Annotated in this window: 15 protein-coding genes and 1 pseudogene; 9 read left to right on the top strand and 7 right to left on the bottom strand. The window is 61.9% G+C overall.

Annotation, left to right across the window (positions count from 1 at the left end):
• From EFD56_RS28370 to EFD56_RS28335, 8 genes and pseudogenes are all read left to right on the top strand, one after another.
• A pseudogene (locus EFD56_RS28370) lies at positions 1–507 on the top strand (sugar ABC transporter substrate-binding protein); the annotation flags it as partial.
• A gap of 101 nt (positions 508–608) precedes the next feature.
• Positions 609–1562: a carbohydrate ABC transporter permease gene (locus EFD56_RS28365; protein ID WP_126905956.1), complete on the top strand. Its 954-nt coding sequence runs from the start codon at positions 609–611 to the stop codon at positions 1560–1562.
• On the top strand, positions 1559–2497 hold the full coding sequence (locus EFD56_RS28360; protein WP_126906890.1) for a carbohydrate ABC transporter permease: 939 nt from the start codon (positions 1559–1561) through the stop codon (positions 2495–2497). The genes EFD56_RS28365 and EFD56_RS28360 overlap by 4 nt, the downstream gene beginning before the upstream one ends.
• A gap of 3 nt (positions 2498–2500) precedes the next feature.
• Complete coding sequence (locus tag EFD56_RS28355; RefSeq protein ID WP_037141519.1) at positions 2501–3616, top strand: ABC transporter ATP-binding protein; 1116 nt, start codon at positions 2501–2503, stop codon at positions 3614–3616.
• Positions 3617–3631: 15 nt separating this feature from the next.
• On the top strand, positions 3632–5170 hold the full coding sequence (locus EFD56_RS28350) for a GMC oxidoreductase (protein ID WP_085742280.1): 1539 nt from the start codon (positions 3632–3634) through the stop codon (positions 5168–5170).
• Between the two features lie 9 nt (positions 5171–5179).
• Positions 5180–6835: a GMC family oxidoreductase gene (locus EFD56_RS28345; protein ID WP_126906889.1), complete on the top strand. Its 1656-nt coding sequence runs from the start codon at positions 5180–5182 to the stop codon at positions 6833–6835.
• A gap of 24 nt (positions 6836–6859) precedes the next feature.
• Positions 6860–8029 (top strand): Gfo/Idh/MocA family protein, encoded by a 1170-nt coding sequence (locus EFD56_RS28340; protein WP_085742282.1) that lies wholly within the window; start codon positions 6860–6862, stop codon positions 8027–8029.
• A 6-nt stretch (positions 8030–8035) separates the two neighbouring features.
• A complete protein-coding gene (locus tag EFD56_RS28335) occupies positions 8036–10120 on the top strand; it encodes an FAD-dependent oxidoreductase (RefSeq protein ID WP_126906888.1) in 2085 nt (694 codons plus the stop codon).
• Positions 10121–10139: 19 nt separating this feature from the next.
• Here EFD56_RS28335 and EFD56_RS28330 read toward each other — a convergent pair whose 3' ends face one another.
• From EFD56_RS28330 to EFD56_RS28310, 5 genes are all read right to left on the bottom strand, one after another.
• Positions 10140–10322, bottom strand: coding sequence for a hypothetical protein (locus EFD56_RS28330; RefSeq protein ID WP_085742283.1), 183 nt, complete (start codon positions 10320–10322; stop codon positions 10140–10142).
• A gap of 5 nt (positions 10323–10327) precedes the next feature.
• Positions 10328–10558 carry a hypothetical protein gene (locus tag EFD56_RS28325; protein WP_170967763.1) on the bottom strand — a complete coding sequence of 77 codons (231 nt, stop codon included), beginning with the start codon at positions 10556–10558 and terminating at the stop codon, positions 10328–10330.
• 76 nt (positions 10559–10634) lie between these two features.
• Complete coding sequence (xth, locus tag EFD56_RS28320; RefSeq protein ID WP_085742284.1) at positions 10635–11426, bottom strand: exodeoxyribonuclease III; 792 nt, start codon at positions 11424–11426, stop codon at positions 10635–10637.
• Between the two features lie 29 nt (positions 11427–11455).
• Positions 11456–11857, bottom strand: a complete 402-nt coding sequence (locus EFD56_RS28315) for a GFA family protein (protein ID WP_126906887.1) — start codon at positions 11855–11857, stop codon at positions 11456–11458.
• An 11-nt stretch (positions 11858–11868) separates the two neighbouring features.
• A complete protein-coding gene (locus tag EFD56_RS28310; RefSeq protein WP_085742286.1) occupies positions 11869–12336 on the bottom strand; it encodes a hypothetical protein in 468 nt (155 codons plus the stop codon).
• A 302-nt stretch (positions 12337–12638) separates the two neighbouring features.
• On the opposite strand from EFD56_RS28310, the gene EFD56_RS32825 reads away from it, so the two are divergent.
• Positions 12639–13160: a hypothetical protein gene (locus EFD56_RS32825; protein WP_085742287.1), complete on the top strand. Its 522-nt coding sequence runs from the start codon at positions 12639–12641 to the stop codon at positions 13158–13160.
• Between the two features lie 114 nt (positions 13161–13274).
• Here the strand turns inward: EFD56_RS32825 and EFD56_RS28300 are convergent, their stop codons facing one another.
• Together EFD56_RS28300 and EFD56_RS28295 are read right to left on the bottom strand one after the other, a co-directional pair.
• Positions 13275–13898, bottom strand: a complete 624-nt coding sequence (locus EFD56_RS28300; RefSeq protein ID WP_004679554.1) for a response regulator — start codon at positions 13896–13898, stop codon at positions 13275–13277.
• A 4-nt stretch (positions 13899–13902) separates the two neighbouring features.
• A complete protein-coding gene (locus EFD56_RS28295; RefSeq protein WP_085742288.1) occupies positions 13903–15291 on the bottom strand; it encodes a sensor histidine kinase in 1389 nt (462 codons plus the stop codon).
• Positions 15292–15308: the final 17 nt, after the last annotated feature.

The raw sequence follows: 15308 nt of genomic DNA, 5'->3' as shown, positions 1-15308 counted from the left end.
GCGACCGCCATGGTCATCAAGGGTGATGCGCTGGTGCAGGTGATGGGCGACTGGGCCAAGGGCGAATTCGTCGCCGCCAAGAAGACCCCGGACAAGGACTTCCTGTGCTACCGCTTCCCGGGCACCGACGGCAGCGTCATCTACAACTCCGACATGTTCGGCATGTTCAACGTGCCCGACGACCGCAAGGCGGCGCAGGTGGCGCTGGCAACGGCAACGCTGTCGAAGAGCTTCCAGTCGGCCTTCAACGTCGTCAAGGGTTCGGTGCCGGCCCGCACCGACGTTCCCGACACCGACTTCGACGCCTGCGGCAAGAAGGGCATCGCCGATCTGAAGGCCGCCAATGAGGGCGGCACGCTGTTCGGTTCGCTCGCCCAGGGTTACGGCGCGCCGCCGGCGATCGCCAATGCCTATAAGGACGTCGTCTCGAAGTTCGTCCACGGCCAGATCAAGAGCTCCGACGAAGCCGTCACCCAGCTGGTCCAGGCAATCGACGACGCCCGCTAAGGGTCGTCGATGACAATGCTTCCCCGCGTGATCTCGCGGGGAAGCTTCAGGCTCCGCAGCGATAAATGCCGAGCGATCCTGCGGGAAGGGAGATGATATCCATGAGCACAGTTGCCACCACCGATCCGGTTCTGACCCCCGGGCAAGTGACGCCGATCTCGCTGCGGGGCCGGCTGCAGGATGCGCTGCCGAAGATCGTGTTGGCGCCGAGCTTCGTCATCACCCTGGTCTTCGTCTACGGCTTCATCGTCTGGACGGCCTATCTGTCCTTCACCAATTCCAAGACCTTTCCGTCCTATGCGCTGACCGGGGCACGCGCCTATCAGCGGCTGTGGCGCTGGACCTTCGAGAGCGACCCGCCGTCGTCCTGGTATACCTCGATCACCAACATGGCGATCTTCGGCTTCCTCTATGTCGGCATCTGCTTAGGCCTTGGCCTGCTGCTTGCCATCCTGCTCGACCAGAAGATCCGTGGCGAGGGGCTGCTCAGGCCGATCTTCCTCTATCCGATGGCGCTCTCCTTCATCGTCACCGGGGTGGCCTGGAAGTGGTTCCTCGATCCCGGCCTTGGGCTCGAACAGACGCTGCACCACTTCGGCTGGACGAGCTTCCACTTCGACTGGATCAAGAACAAGGACTTCGTCATCTACACCGTCGTCATCGCCGGTGTCTGGCAGGCCTCGGGCTTCGTCATGGCGATGTTCCTGGCGGGCTTACGCGGCATCGACGGCGAGATCATGAAGGCGGCGCAGATCGACGGCGCCTCGCCCTTCCAGCTCTATCGCCGCATCGTCATTCCGCTCTTGCGGCCGATCTTTCTCTCCGCCTTCATCGTGCTCGCCCATATGGCGATCAAGTCCTACGACCTCGTCGTGGCGCTGACCTCGGGCGGGCCGGGCGGCTCGGCCTGGCTGCCGTCCAACTTCATGTATGAATATACCTTCAAGCGCAACGAGATGGCCGTCGGCTCGGCCAGCGCCATCATCATGCTGATGACCATCTCGGCGATCATCGTGCCCTATCTCTATTCCGAACTGAAGGAGAAGACGCGATGAGCATCTCGGTTTCCTCTCCCTCCCATTCCAGCAACAATGCCCGCTTTCTCGGCCGGCTGGTCATCTACGGCCTGCTGGTGATCTTCGCCATCCTCTACCTGATGCCGCTCTTCGTCATGCTGACCACCTCGTTCAAGACGATGGACGAGATCCAGGGCGGCAACATGCTGGCGCTGCCGCAGGCGCCGACCTTCGATCCCTGGATCAAGGCCTGGGGCGAGGCCTGCGTCGGCCTGACCTGCGCCGGCATCAAGGGCTATTTCTGGAACTCGATCAAGATGGTGGTGCCGGCCGTCGCCATCTCCACCATCATGGGAGCGCTGAACGGCTATATCCTGACCAAATGGCGTTTCCCCGGCCATACGCTGGTGTTCGGGCTGATGCTGTTTGCCTGCTTCATCCCGTTCCAGTCGGTGCTCTTGCCGATGGCGACCATCCTCGGCTCGCTCGGCCGCTTCGGCGTCACCCTGCAGAAGGCCACCGGCTGGAACTTCGGCTTCGGCAATTCGACGGTCAACCTGGTCTTCGTCCATGTCGTCTATGGCTTGGGCTTCACCACGCTGTTCTTCCGCAATTTTTACGAGGCCTTTCCGACCGAGCTGGTGCGCGCCGCCCAGGTCGACGGCGCCAGCTTCTTCCAGATCTTCCGCCGCATCATGCTGCCGAACTCGCTGCCGATCATCGTCGTCACCGTCATCTACCAGTTCACCAATATCTGGAACGACTTCCTGTTTGCTTCCGCCTATGCCGGCACCGGCGACTCCATGCCGATGACGGTGGCGCTCAACAATGTCGTCAACACCTCGACCGGGGTGGTCGAATACAATGTCAACATGGCCGCGGCGATGATCGCGGCCGTTCCGACACTCATCGTCTATATCCTCGCCGGCCGCTACTTCGTGCGCGGTCTGATGGCGGGCGCAGTCAAAGGGTAAGTCATGGCCTTCCTGGAAATCTCCGGTCTCAGAAAACGCTTCGGCGCCGTCGACATTCTCAAGGGCATCGACCTCGAACTCGAAAAGGGCGGCTTCCTGGTGCTGGTCGGCCCGTCCGGCTGCGGCAAGTCGACCCTACTCAACACCATTGCCGGGCTGGAGACGATCACCTCGGGCGATATCCGGATCGACGGGCGGGCGATCAATGGCCTGCACCCGTCCAAGCGCGACATCGCCATGGTGTTCCAGTCCTATGCGCTCTATCCGAACATGACGGTGGCGGGCAACATCGCCTTCGGCATGGAAATCCGCGGCGTTCCGAAGGAGGAGCGGGCCAAGGCGATCAAACAGGTCTCCGACATGCTGCAGATCGGCCATCTGCTCGACCGCAAGCCGAGCCAGCTCTCCGGCGGCCAGCGCCAGCGTGTCGCCATGGGCCGGGCGCTGGTGCGCAATCCGCAGGTCTTCCTGTTCGACGAGCCGCTTTCCAATCTCGACGCCAAGCTGCGCGTCGACATGCGCACCGAGATCAAGCGGCTGCATCAGCGCATGGGCACCACCTTCGTCTATGTCACCCACGACCAGATCGAGGCGATGACGCTGGCGACCAAGATCGCCGTGCTGAAGGACGGGGTGCTGCAGCAGTTCGGCACGCCGGCCGAGATCTATAACAGCCCGGCCAATCTCTTCGTCGCCGACTTCATGGGATCGCCGGCGATGAACCTGCTCAACGCCACCGTCGAGAATGGCGCCTCCGGGCTTGCCGTGTCGCTGGAGCGGCCGAATGCTGCGCCGCTGCGATTGCCGGTCGTTGCAGGCGCCAACGGCCTCTCCGCCTATGCCGGCAAGCAGGTAATCTTCGGCATCCGCCCAGAGGCCTTGACCGATCCTGACGGAGCCGACCGCAAGGCGCGCTCGCTGACCGAGGACGATTGCCTGATCGAGGTGGTCGAACCGGCCGGCTCCGACACCTTTGCCGTCACCAAGCTCGGCGGCAAATCCGTCGTCGCCCGCCTGCGCGCCGATGCCGGCATTGCGCCTGGCCAGAACACCCGTCTCGCCTTCAATCTCGACAAGGCCGTGTTCTTCGATCCCGACAGCCAGATGCGGATCGCCTGATGGCCAGAGGCTAAGATGAGCAGTTCACCAGACATCGTCATCATCGGCTCAGGCGTCGGCGGCTCCACTGTCGCCGCCGGCCTGGCCGCGACCGGCGCTGACATATTGATCCTCGAAGCCGGCGACCACATTGCCGATCTTCCGGTCAACCGTGACCAGCGCGCCATCTTCCAGCGAGGGCATTTCCGCCCTAGGGAAGTCTGGTACGAGGCGAACGGCAAGGGTTTCAATCCCGGCAACTATTACAATGTCGGCGGCAATTCGAAATTCTACGGCGCCGTCTTGTCGCGTTATCGCAGAGAGGACTTCGGCGTCATCGAACACCGCGAAGGCGTGTCGCCGGCCTGGCCCTTTCCTTATGAGGAGTTGGAGCCCTGGTACTCGAAGGCGGAGCGGATGTATCAGGTCCGCGGCAGTCTCGGCGACGATCCGACCGAACCTTATCACTCGACTGCTTACGAATTCCCGCCCGTGCCCGACGAGGCGCCGATCGCCGATGTCCGGGCGCGCCTCAAGGCGAAAGGCCTGCATCCGTTTTCGCTGCCGCTCGGCCTCGATCTTGACGCCTGGCTCTCCAAGGCGCGCACGCCCTGGGACGCCCATCCGAATGCAAGGGACGGCAAGATGGACGCCGAGACCGCCGCACTTTCGGTGGCATTGAGACACAAGAACGTCCGGCTCGAAACCAATGCACGCGTGACACGGCTCGATACCGGATCAGGCAGCCGGATCGACCGGGTCACCTATGTCAAGGATGGTGAAACGCTGACTGTCTCGCCTGACATCGTCATCCTTTCGGCCGGGGCGGTCCAATCGTCGGTGCTGTTGCTTCGGTCGAAAAACGACCGCTTCCCCCGGGGCCTCGCCAACTCGTCCGATCAGGTGGGCCGCAACTTCATGAACCACAACGCTTCCGCCGTGATCGGCGTTTCGCCACGGTTCAGCAACACCGCCGTCTATCAGAAGACCTTTGCCTTCAACGATTTCTATCTCTCCGACGGAGAGGGCGGTCCGCCACTCGGCAACGTGCAGCTCCTGGGCCGCATCTCCGAAAAGGTTCTGAAGGGCTCTCTGCCGCAGGCTCCGGAATGGCTTCTGCGCTTCATCACAGGTCATGCCATCGACTTCTACGCGATGAGCGAAGACGTGCCCAATCCCGAAAGCCGCGTCATGGTCGAGGGCGATCGGATCATTCTGCAATGGCAGAGAACCAATTGGGACGCCCATCTGGCGCTTGTCGCCAAGCTGAAAGCGATCCTGCGGTCGGTCGGGTTTCCGATCGTGCTGTCGCGGCCTTTCGACAAGCGCACGCCGTCCCATCAGTGTGGGACAGTCCGGATCGGCAACGATCCTGCGACAGCGCCGCTCGATGTCTATTGCCGGTCCTACGATCACGAAAACCTCTTCGTCGTCGACGCCGGTTTCCTGCCTACCTCGGCTGCGGTCAATCCGGCGCTGACCGTCGCCAGTCAGGCGCTGAGAGTCGCCGATCACATCGCATCGAAGGACTCGCAAACACAGGCAGATCCGTTGGCGGATGCCGGCCTCAAATAGGACAGTAAAATGGGATTCGATTATATCATCACCGGTGCCGGTCCCGCAGGCTGCGTCCTGGCAAGCCGGCTCAGCGAAGATCCCGATGTTAAAGTGCTGCTTCTCGAAGCAGGAGGCGGCGATTGGAATCCTCTTTTTCACATGCCCGCCGGCTTCGCCAAGATGACCAAGGGCGTGGCCAGCTGGGGTTGGCAGACCGTTCCCCAGAAGCACATGAAGGGCAGGGTGCTTCGCTACACCCAGGCGAAGGTCATCGGTGGCGGCTCGTCCATCAACGCCCAGCTCTACACGCGCGGAAACGCGGTCGACTACGATCTCTGGGCCAGCGAAGACGGCTGCGAGGGCTGGGACTATCGCTCGATCCTGCCCTATTTCAAACGGGCCGAGGACAATCAGCGCTTCGCCGACGATTACCACGCCTATGGCGGTCCGCTGGGTGTGTCGATGCCGGCGGCAGCGCTGCCGATCTGCGATGCCTATATCCGTGCAGGGCAGGAGCTCGGCATTCCCTATAATCACGATTTCAACGGCCGCCAGCAGGCCGGCGTCGGATTTTACCAGCTGACGCAGCGCAACCGCCGCCGGTCCTCGGCATCGCTCGCCTATCTCTCGCCGATCAGGGACCGGAAGAACCTGACCGTCCGGACCGGCGCGCGCGTCGCGCGGATCATCGTCGAAGGAGGCCGAGCGACCGGCGTCGAGATCGCGACCGCTCGCGGCCTGGAAATCGTGCGCGCCGAACGTGAGGTCCTGGTGTCTTCGGGCGCGATCGGGTCGCCGAAGCTGCTTCTGCAGTCCGGCATCGGGCCGGCCGATCACCTCAAATCGGTGGACGTCAAGGTGCACCACGATTTGCCCGGAGTGGGCGGCAACCTGCAGGATCACCTGGATCTTTTCGTCATCGCCGAATGCACCGGCGATCACACCTATGACGGCGTCGCGAAGCTGCACCGCACGCTTTGGGCCGGGGTTCAATATGTCCTGTTCCGCTCCGGCCCGGTCGCCTCGTCGCTCTTCGAGACCGGCGGCTTCTGGTATGCCGATCCCGAAGCGCGGTCTCCCGATATCCAGTTCCACCTCGGTTTGGGGTCAGGCATCGAAGCTGGCGTCGAGAGGCTGAAGAATGCCGGCGTGACCCTCAACTCCGCCTATCTGCATCCGCGCTCGCGAGGCACGGTGCGTCTGTCATCCGCCGACCCGGGTGCCGCACCCTTGATCGACCCCAACTACTGGTCCGATCCGCACGACAGGAAGATGTCGCTGGAGGGGCTGAAGATCGCCCGCGAAATCATGCAGCAGGCGGCGCTGAAGCCTTATGTCATGGCCGAACGGCTTCCCGGGCCGAAGGTCATGACCGACGAGCAGCTTTTCGACTATGGCTGCGCCAACGCCAAGACCGACCACCATCCCGTCGGCACCTGCAAGATGGGGACGGGGCCTGACGCCGTCGTTGGGCTCGATCTCAAGGTGCACGGGTTGGAAGGCCTCAGGGTCTGCGATTCCTCGGTCATGCCGCGCGTGCCGTCCTGCAACACCAATGCGCCGACGATAATGGTCGGCGAAAAGGGATCGGACCTTATTCGGGGTCTGCCGGCGCTGCCTTCCGCCATCTTCGCCTACGAACGCAACGATACGAGGCCGCGCGCCCGTGCGGAAATCCAGTAAGCCCTTTCGAGAGGAGGTACGACAATGTCTGAAGTGAGGGTTGCAGTGCTTGGGGCCTCGGGCTGGATGGGAAAGGTCCACACCATGGCCTATCAGACCTTTCCGCACTTTTTCGGCGTGTCGGATGGAACGGGGCGGATCGTGACGCTTGTCGACGGCAATCCGGATGTCGCCGAGGGTCTTGCCAACCGGGCGCCCGGTGCCAGGATCCTTCAGGATTGGCATCCGGCCGTTGCCGATCCCGATGTCGACCTGATCGATATCTGCTTGCCCGACCATCTTCATTATCCCGTGGCCAAGGCGGCGTTGCTAGCCGGCAAGCATGTCTATTGCGAGAAGCCCTTGGCCAATACCGCTGACGAAGCGCGGGAACTGGCCGAGATCGCCAGAGAAAAAGGTGTGATCACGCGTGTCGGTCACGCCTTTCCGCGCAATCCTGTCCATGACCTGGCAAAGGACATCATCGATTCAGGTGAAATTGGCGATATCAAGCTGTTCCGCGGTTGTCAGCACGTCGACATGTATGGTGATCCCGCCGCGCCCTTCATGTGGCGAGCCGATGGCAAGCTTGCGCCGACGGGGATCGTTGGCGATACCGGCTCGCATATCTTCAGCTTCATGGATTTCCTGGTCGGCCGCGTCAGTTCGCTGATCGCCGACAATCTCATCGTCACGCCGCGCCGGCCCGTCGTCGAGGGCCTTGCCTATGGCGAGCAGGTGAAGCTTACGGGAAGCGAATCCTGGGCCGATATCACCAATCCTGATGCAACGAACCTGCTATGCCGGTTCGAAAACGGCGCCGGCGGCATCGTCGATTTCAGCCGTGTCGCGACCGGGCGCAAATTCATGCAGACCTACGAGGTCTACGGAACGAAAGGCAGCGTCGCCTATACGTATGACGAGATAAATCGGCTGCGCTTTTATTCCAATGACGACCGGACGGGACGGCGGGGTTTTCGCGAGATCGACGTCGGGCCGGAAAACCCCACCTTCCGCGCTTTCCTGCCTCTGCCGAATTTCGGCATCGGCTATAATGAAAGCAAGATCATCGAGGTCGCCGAAGTGATCCGCTCGATCGTCTCAAACAGACCGATGTGGCCGACATTCGATACCGGGCACCACATCTGCCAGATCGTCGATGCGTGCATGGAGTCCTCCCGGCAGAAGCGCTGGGTCGACATCCCGCTCGGATAAACGCCGATGACCATAGATGTCCCGCAGGAAATTCTCGACGCGCTGACCGATGTCGACATGCCCAGGCTTCCGCCTGAACCCGGTCCATCGGCAATGGCTCGGCTCGCCGGTGTCGACGTGCCGATCTATCGAGCCGGCTGTATCGTCGTCGGATCCGGCGCGGCAGGTCTGCGCGCGGCTGTGGAAATGAAGCGGCGCGGCGACGATGTCGTCATCGTCAGTCAAAGCGCCTGGGGCGGGACCTCGGCCTGCTCCGGTTCGGACAAGCAGACCGTGCACACCGCTAACACGGCGGATCAGGGCGACAATTACAAGGCGATGGCCCGCGCCATCCGCAGCGGCGGCGCCATGGATGAGGACACGGCCTATGTCGAGGCGGTGGGCTCCTCACGGATGATGGCATCGCTGCAATTCCTTGGCCTGCCGCTGCCGCAGGATCCGCTTGGTGGAACGCTGCGATATCAGACCGACCATGACGAGGTCGGCCGCGCCACCAGCTGCGGCCCGCGCACCTCGCGTCTGATGGTCAAAGTGCTGGCCGAGGAGGCGCTCCGCCTCGATGTGCCGTTCTACAATCAGACCACCGCGGTCAAAATCCTCACCGAGGGCGAGGGAGCCGACCGCCATGTCGTCGGAATACTCGCCATGCGCGCCGGCGACCGTATGCAGGAGAACCCGCTGGGCATCGCGCTGTTCGTCAGCGGCGTGATCGTGCTTGCCGCCGGCGGGCCGGGCGAGCTCTATCGCGACAGCGTTTACCCCAATGGCTGCTTCGGTTCGCTCGGGCTGGCGCTTGAGGCAGGCGTCGAGCTGGTCAACCTCACCGAAAGCCAGTTCGGCATCGGAACGCGCCGGGAGGGATTTCCGTGGAATCTGTCGGGGACCTATGTCCAGGCAGTTCCGCATATCTATTCGGTCGATGCGAGAGGGGCCGAACACCATTTCCTGGCAGGCTATTATCGCAGCACACAGGAGCTGGCGTCGAACATCTTCCGCAAGGGCTATCAATGGCCATTTCATGCGACGCGCATGCTCGATTTCGGCTCGAGCCTGGTGGATCTTGCCATCTCTAGGGAAACCGCCGCCGGTCGGCGCGTCTTCATGGACTTCAACCGCAATCCGTTGCCTGTTCCCGGCGACCGGCCGTTCAGCCTGGACCGACTGGATGAAGACGTCCGTCTTTATCTCGGCAAGGCCGGAGCCGATCAGGAAATGCCGATCGATCGGTTGAAGCACATGAACCCGCTGGCGATCGAGCTCTATCGCCGCTACAAGATCGACATTGCCGCAGAGCCGCTGGAATTCGCCGTCAACAATCAGCACATGAACGGCGGCATCATGGTCGACACCTGGGGCCGCAGCAATCTTGCAGGCTGTTACGCGGTCGGCGAAGCGGCGGGCACCCATGGGGTAACGCGGCCCGGTGGGGCGGCACTCAACGCCGGACAGGTTTTCGGCACCAGGGTGGCAGAACATATCGGCGCCAGCGGCAGGGGCAAACGGGCCGTGCCGGGTGGCATACCAGGCGCCGCAGAGGCGGGCATCGCCGGTCTCCTTGCCGGCCTGCGGACCGAAAGCCCGCTCAGCGTCAAAGCCATCCGCTCGGCAGTACAGGCGCGTATGAGCGAGAAAGCCGGCATCATCTGCAATCAGGAGAGCGTCAGCCAGGCCCTGATCGAGGCTCGTAAACTGAATGTCGAAATTCGCGCCGGTGGCGTCGCTTACGGTCGTGCGGCGGAAGCGGTTCGAGGGGTGCAATGGCGGCACATGGCGCTCGCCTCCGAAGCCGTTCTCAGCGCGCTCGATTTCTTCATTCGCAACGGCGGCGGCAGCCGCGGGGCACGCGCGGTCTGCGATGCCGACGGCGAATCCCTTCCGCTGGCAAGCTCTGGTCCGTTGCAGGACTATCGCTTTCGGAGGGAGCGCGAAGCCCATCGCTGCGAGCAGATCGTCGTTCGCCTCGAAGCCGATGAGATCAGGCTTTCAACCCGGCCGAACCGCAATCTGGATGAAAGCGCGAAATCCTTTTTCGAGCGGGACTGGCCCGACTGGTTGACGGGCCGCATCTACGATCTCGGCGCCGGCGAGTAAGACGATGCCGCAATCGCAGTCAATCGGGATTGGGAACCGGCGGCGGAACGCGGACGCGCTCGGTCTCGTCGGAGCCTTCAGCTACGGCTTCCTCGCTTTTGCGCTCGTGCCTTGGCGGATCCTTTCCTTCGACCGGCTTCGGCGACAGCTGGTCGTCGGCCGATATTTCGTCGGTGTTCAGATAGTTCTTGGCTTCGTCCATGACGGTCACTCCCGGTTGGAGAATTGCGGGGCCGGGATGCGGTCCTTCTGATCGGCGCGGCCGGTTTTGGGGTCGGCATCCGTGAGACCGTCGCCCGCCTCACGGCTACTGCCCATGCTGGCTGGCGGCTTGCGCTGCTCGTCGACATCAACCTCGGGCAGCTCGGCATCCTCCGTGTCCTCGTTCAATGACTTCGGCGGAAGCTTTGCGGAATCAGGAATGGAATTGGTAGCCATGGGGCGATCTCCTTCACGCGCTAACTCTGGTCGGCATCGCCAGTTCCCTTGGCTCGGCAATCGATAACATCGCGGCTTACACGGCTTCAGCTGCGGGAATGCCGAGCTCGATCATGACCGGCGCATGGTCGCTCGTATGCTCCCAGCCCCTCGGCTTTCGCCGGACACATGCCGATCGAAGCCAGGGCGCCACCGTCGGGCTGAGCAGAAGGTGGTCGATCCGGAGCCCGGCGTCGCGTTCGAAACTGTTCCGCCAGTATTTCCAGAATGTGTAGATGCGCTCGCCCGGATGCAGATGCCTGACGGCATCCGTCCAGCCCTGGGCCACAAGTTGTGCATAAGCCTTGCGGACTTCCGGCCTGAAAAGCGCGTCGTCCAGCCAGCGCTCCGGCTTGTAGACATCGATCTCGGTCGGCATGACGTTGAAATCCCCCGCCAGGATCGATGGCACCTCGATTTCGAGGAGCTCCGCTGCATAGGCACTCAGGCGACGGAACCAGCGGAGCTTGTATTCGAACTTGGCGCTGGGAAAGGGATTGCCATTCGGCAGATACAGGCATCCGATCAGCATGCCATCGACGGCAGCTTCGATATATCGGCTGTGAGTGTCGTCGGGATCGCCGGGCAGACCGCGTCGGGTCAGAATCGGCGTCTTGCCCTTTGCCAGGATGGCGACCCCGTTCCAGGATCTCTGTCCGTGCCAGACGGCGCCGTAGCCGGCTCGTTCGGTCTCCTTTCGCGGGAACTTGGCGTCGTCAGTTTTGAGCTCCTGAAGGCAGACGACATCCGGAGCATCCTCCTTCAGCCAGCGCAGCAGGATGTCCAATCGCCCGTTGATACCGTTGACATTATACGTTGCGATTTTCATGGGACCCCGCCGAGATGGTGCGGCATAATCTAAAACCGTTCCTGAGTTTCCTCCTCGGGAAGTCCGCATCCGCAATCGGCCCACTCAAGACGGCTTTCCACGCCGTAATGTCCTGCCGGTCGAATCCGTTCGGGGTGATCAAGCGACCCGGCCGTCACGCGGATGAGCTCATCACCGTCGTATTGGAGATAGAGCGGTGTTCCGCAATTGCCGCAGAAACCCCGCGTTGCGATGGGCGAGGACCGATAGACGGCGGGGGAGCCGGTGGTCCAGAGGAGATCCTCGACCCTAGCCTGAACGAGCACTGCGAAAGGACTGCCGGTCGCCTTCTTGCACATATCGCAATGACAATATCCCGAATGGGGCGGATCCCCGGCGAATTCGTATCGGCAGGATCCGCATAGGCAGCCGCCGGTCCATTGGGTTGCCATGACAGACGTTGTCAACGCGTCGCGCCGAAGACGAAGGCGATACCGGCGACGATCGCGGCGGCAGTCAGTGGCTGCCGGCGTATCCGATCCTCGAGGTCCTCAACGAAACCCTTCGCTTCCGCCTTTGCCAGGCGGGCTGTTCCGGATGCCAGTTCCGAAGCTGACTCCGCGATGCGGCCGGCCTCTTTCTGCAGTGCACGCAGTTCCTCGTGGTCGCGGCCGCTCGGGCGCAGGACCTGTTCGACAAGAGGATATTCCTGGTCAAGCGCTGTTGGATCGGGCTCACGCTTTACGCGTTCAGCCGCCTCGACGTCGCTACGGCCGGCGGGTATCGAGGTATGGGTGATCGAAACCGGATCGGACGCCGGAAACGTATCTTCGATCGCCTTGTCGAGTTCGCCCCTTCGGGCCTGCTTTCGCTGTTCCGCCTGCTCTTTTCTCATCGACTGGACGGCGGGGGATTCGTTGGGATTTGGCATCGGGGGCTTCCTCTGTTGCGCTTTGACAATCAAAGCGATGACAAAGAAAGAAGTTCCAGAAAAATGCGTCAGCGCCTCAAGCAGTAACGTCTCGGCAAGGGAAGGTGGATTATACCCCCGACACCAATTGCGATGACATCGCCCGCATATGAGCTCATTCAACCGCAGGCCCATTTGCCGGACTAAAGTCCTGCCTGTCTTAGTACCTTTGGTCCGGTTGCATTTAACCTTCGGAAAAGCGAAAATTCAGGCGCGTCCAGCAAGCGTGGGAATTGGGAAGAACGGATGAACGAGGCGACGGCATGACAATCTCGAAGCGTAATTTTTTGAGATTGGGTGGTTGTGCGGCCGTCGCCCTGATTGCTGCCGCATCACCTCTGACGATCAGTTTGGACGGCTCCCTGCCGATACCGGCGATCAAACATGCGCAGGCAAAAGACGGCAATAACGGGAACGGCAATGGGGGCGGAAACGGCGGCGGCGGCGGCAATGGCGGCGGCAACGGCGGAGGCAACGGCGGAGGTAGTGGGGGAGGCAATGGTGGGGGGAACGGCAATGGGGGCGGAAGCGGCAACAGCGGTTCCGGCAACAATGCCGGTGGAAACTCCAGCAGATCCGCTTCCTCTCCAGCCGCCTCGTCGACAGAAGTGGGGGCGAAGGCGACTGAAGATTCCGACGGATCGATCAACGTTCGCCACGCCAACGGCATCACCGAAAGCCTGCGCAGCGGCCGTTATGTCATGAAAGACGCCAAAGGCAGGACGATCATAAGCCGTCAGGCGACGGCCAACGACGCCCGCCGGCTGAGCCGCTTCCTTCGCTAAGAGCATGATGCTGAAAAGTCTAAGCGCTTTTCGGTCTTCCCTAACCTTTGATTTGGAACCGAATGGTTTTCGGCCGGCCCGCCGAAAACCATCCTGTTTGAGGTCGGCCCGGCGCTACCGCCGTTCGCGCCATTGCAGCGCCGCTTCCGTCCTGTTTGAGACGCCGAGTTTGCTCAGGATCTGGGTCATATGGTGCTTCACGGTCTTTTCCTGCAGGTTAAGGCGCAAGCCGATATGCTTGTTGGAAAGGCCTTGAGCGACGAGATCCATCACTTCGCGTTCTCGTGGCGTCAGGCTGGTCTTGTCGGAGGCTGCGTCATGCAGCGAATTCTCCATGACCTTTGTCGACATCGTCGGAGAGATGTATCGTGCTCCGCTGAGGACGGTCTGGATGGCTTCGGCAAGACCACGGGAGCCGACGCCCTTGAGAACATAGCCCATCGCGCCCTGTTGCAAGGCTCCAAGCAGAGTGTCCACCTCCTCCGATACCGTCAACATCAGCACCTTCGTCGTCGGGCTCTGCGCCAGGACGTTGCCGATTGCCGCCAATCCGCCGCCGGGCATCGAGACATCGAGAAGCATGACGTCGGGGCGGTTATTCGAAGCGATCATGGCGGCGTCTTCGCTGCTGGCGCCTTCGCCGATAACCACGAAGTCGCTCATCTCCGACAAGCTGCGCGTTACGCCCTCGCGAAAAAGCGGGTGGTCGTCCACGACGCCGACGGTGATTGCTGTCATTTCTCTAGTCTCCAACTTCCATAGGCTCGAAGGTCATGGTCACGACCGTTCCTCCTTCGCCTGTCTTGATATCGAAGGATCCCCCCAGGCTGTCGACGCGTTCGCGAAGCCCCACCAGACCGAGGCTTGCCGGTCTCACTTCCGTCGGGTCGAAACCATTGCCACGATCGCTGACCTCGACATGAACATGACCGTTGTGCGACACGGCTTTCACGGTCTGCTGAACGCCGCCGCCGTGGCGATAGGCATTGTTCAGGGCTTCCTGAATGAAGCGATAAATACAGATCTTTACGGCAGTTGCGAGTTCGGGTCCATCCTCGTCGATGATCGTTTCGACAAGGGTTTCGGTCTTGTGCTGATGCGCTTCGACGACCCGCAGCACGATCTCGGTGATTGTGGATTTTTCGATCTGCGGGAGCACCAGTCCGCTGCAGATGTTGCGGATCTCCGTCATCGCCTCGGCCAGGCTCGAGCGAATCCAGGCAAGTTCCTTTTCCCGGGTTTCAGGTTTGGTCGACGCGTTGATCAAGAGGTCGCTGTCGAGGCGCAGTGAAGCATAGGCGATGTGCTGTGCCGGGCCGTCGTGCAGATCGGCGCCGATGCTGCGCAGATAGGTTTCGTTCAGTGCCGCCACCCGTTGCGAGGCGCGCTGCAGCCGCCGCTGAAGCCCGCGATTTTCGGAAAGCAGCGCCGACAATTCCGTCACCCGTTGCTTGAGATCCTTGCGCTGCGCTTCGATCGTGCGGCTGCCCCGAAACACCAGGGCGGAAAGAACGAGGAAGAAGACCCCTGTGACAGCGGCGACCGCCCCCCAACTCTGCAGCCTCGCATGCGCCAGACTGTCGCCAAGACCTTCCGCCGTCTCGTAGAATTCGAGCACGGCGACAGCCTGGCCGGACCACGGCTGCAGAACCGGATTGTAGATTTCCATCAACGGTTTGCCGAGCGCGCGCTCGACGCCGCTTTCCGGGTCGTCGGCGATCTCGTAGCGCGCAACGAGCGATCCGGCGAATGCCTTCCGCAGCTTCTCGTTTACGGGAAACTTCTGGCCCACCAATTCTTTCTCGTTCGAATAGAGGATGGTGCCGTCGCTTCGCCACAGCTTGAATGAGACAAGACGCCTGCCGAGCGCGCCCTGGCCGAGCGTCTCGTCCAGCGCCTGCGCACTGGCTTCATCCAGCAGCGATTCCGTTTGCATGTCAGGAAGCAGAGGCGCCACGACGCTGTCGACGTAAAGTGCTGTTGCCGCGCCGGAATTATGAATGACGGCATCCTCGATCAGATGAGTTACGAGAATGCCGACCAGAAACATGGCGGCGATCGAGACCAGGCCACCCGCGATGAAAAACTGGGAGGCGAGTGAGCGGGCATTCCAGCGGCGAAGCCAATTCATTTTGATACCGGCAAGTG

The sequence above is a fragment of the Rhizobium phaseoli genome (assembly GCF_003985125.1).
GTDB classification, from domain to species: domain Bacteria; phylum Pseudomonadota; class Alphaproteobacteria; order Rhizobiales; family Rhizobiaceae; genus Rhizobium; species Rhizobium phaseoli.
This window is presented reverse-complemented; position numbering and strand designations above follow the sequence as displayed.

Bases quoted from the DNA above. Each gene is read 5' to 3' on its own strand.
- EFD56_RS28365 (WP_126905956.1), top strand. From the start codon at position 609: ATGAGCACAGTTGCCACCACCGATCCGGTTCTGACCCCCGGGCAAGTG.
- EFD56_RS28360 (WP_126906890.1), top strand. From the start codon at position 1,559: ATGAGCATCTCGGTTTCCTCTCCCTCCCATTCCAGCAACAATGCCCGC.
- EFD56_RS28355 (WP_037141519.1), top strand. From the start codon at position 2,501: ATGGCCTTCCTGGAAATCTCCGGTCTCAGAAAACGCTTCGGCGCCGTC.
- EFD56_RS28350 (WP_085742280.1), top strand. From the start codon at position 3,632: ATGAGCAGTTCACCAGACATCGTCATCATCGGCTCAGGCGTCGGCGGC.
- EFD56_RS28345 (WP_126906889.1), top strand. From the start codon at position 5,180: ATGGGATTCGATTATATCATCACCGGTGCCGGTCCCGCAGGCTGCGTC.
- EFD56_RS28340 (WP_085742282.1), top strand. From the start codon at position 6,860: ATGTCTGAAGTGAGGGTTGCAGTGCTTGGGGCCTCGGGCTGGATGGGA.
- EFD56_RS28335 (WP_126906888.1), top strand. From the start codon at position 8,036: ATGACCATAGATGTCCCGCAGGAAATTCTCGACGCGCTGACCGATGTC.
- EFD56_RS28330 (WP_085742283.1), bottom strand. From the start codon at position 10,322: ATGGACGAAGCCAAGAACTATCTGAACACCGACGAAATATCGGCCGAC.
- EFD56_RS28325 (WP_170967763.1), bottom strand. From the start codon at position 10,558: ATGGCTACCAATTCCATTCCTGATTCCGCAAAGCTTCCGCCGAAGTCA.
- xth (WP_085742284.1), bottom strand. From the start codon at position 11,426: ATGAAAATCGCAACGTATAATGTCAACGGTATCAACGGGCGATTGGAC.
- EFD56_RS28315 (WP_126906887.1), bottom strand. From the start codon at position 11,857: ATGGCAACCCAATGGACCGGCGGCTGCCTATGCGGATCCTGCCGATAC.
- EFD56_RS28310 (WP_085742286.1), bottom strand. From the start codon at position 12,336: ATGCCAAATCCCAACGAATCCCCCGCCGTCCAGTCGATGAGAAAAGAG.
- EFD56_RS32825 (WP_085742287.1), top strand. From the start codon at position 12,639: ATGACAATCTCGAAGCGTAATTTTTTGAGATTGGGTGGTTGTGCGGCC.
- EFD56_RS28300 (WP_004679554.1), bottom strand. From the start codon at position 13,898: ATGACAGCAATCACCGTCGGCGTCGTGGACGACCACCCGCTTTTTCGC.
- EFD56_RS28295 (WP_085742288.1), bottom strand. From the start codon at position 15,291: ATGAATTGGCTTCGCCGCTGGAATGCCCGCTCACTCGCCTCCCAGTTT.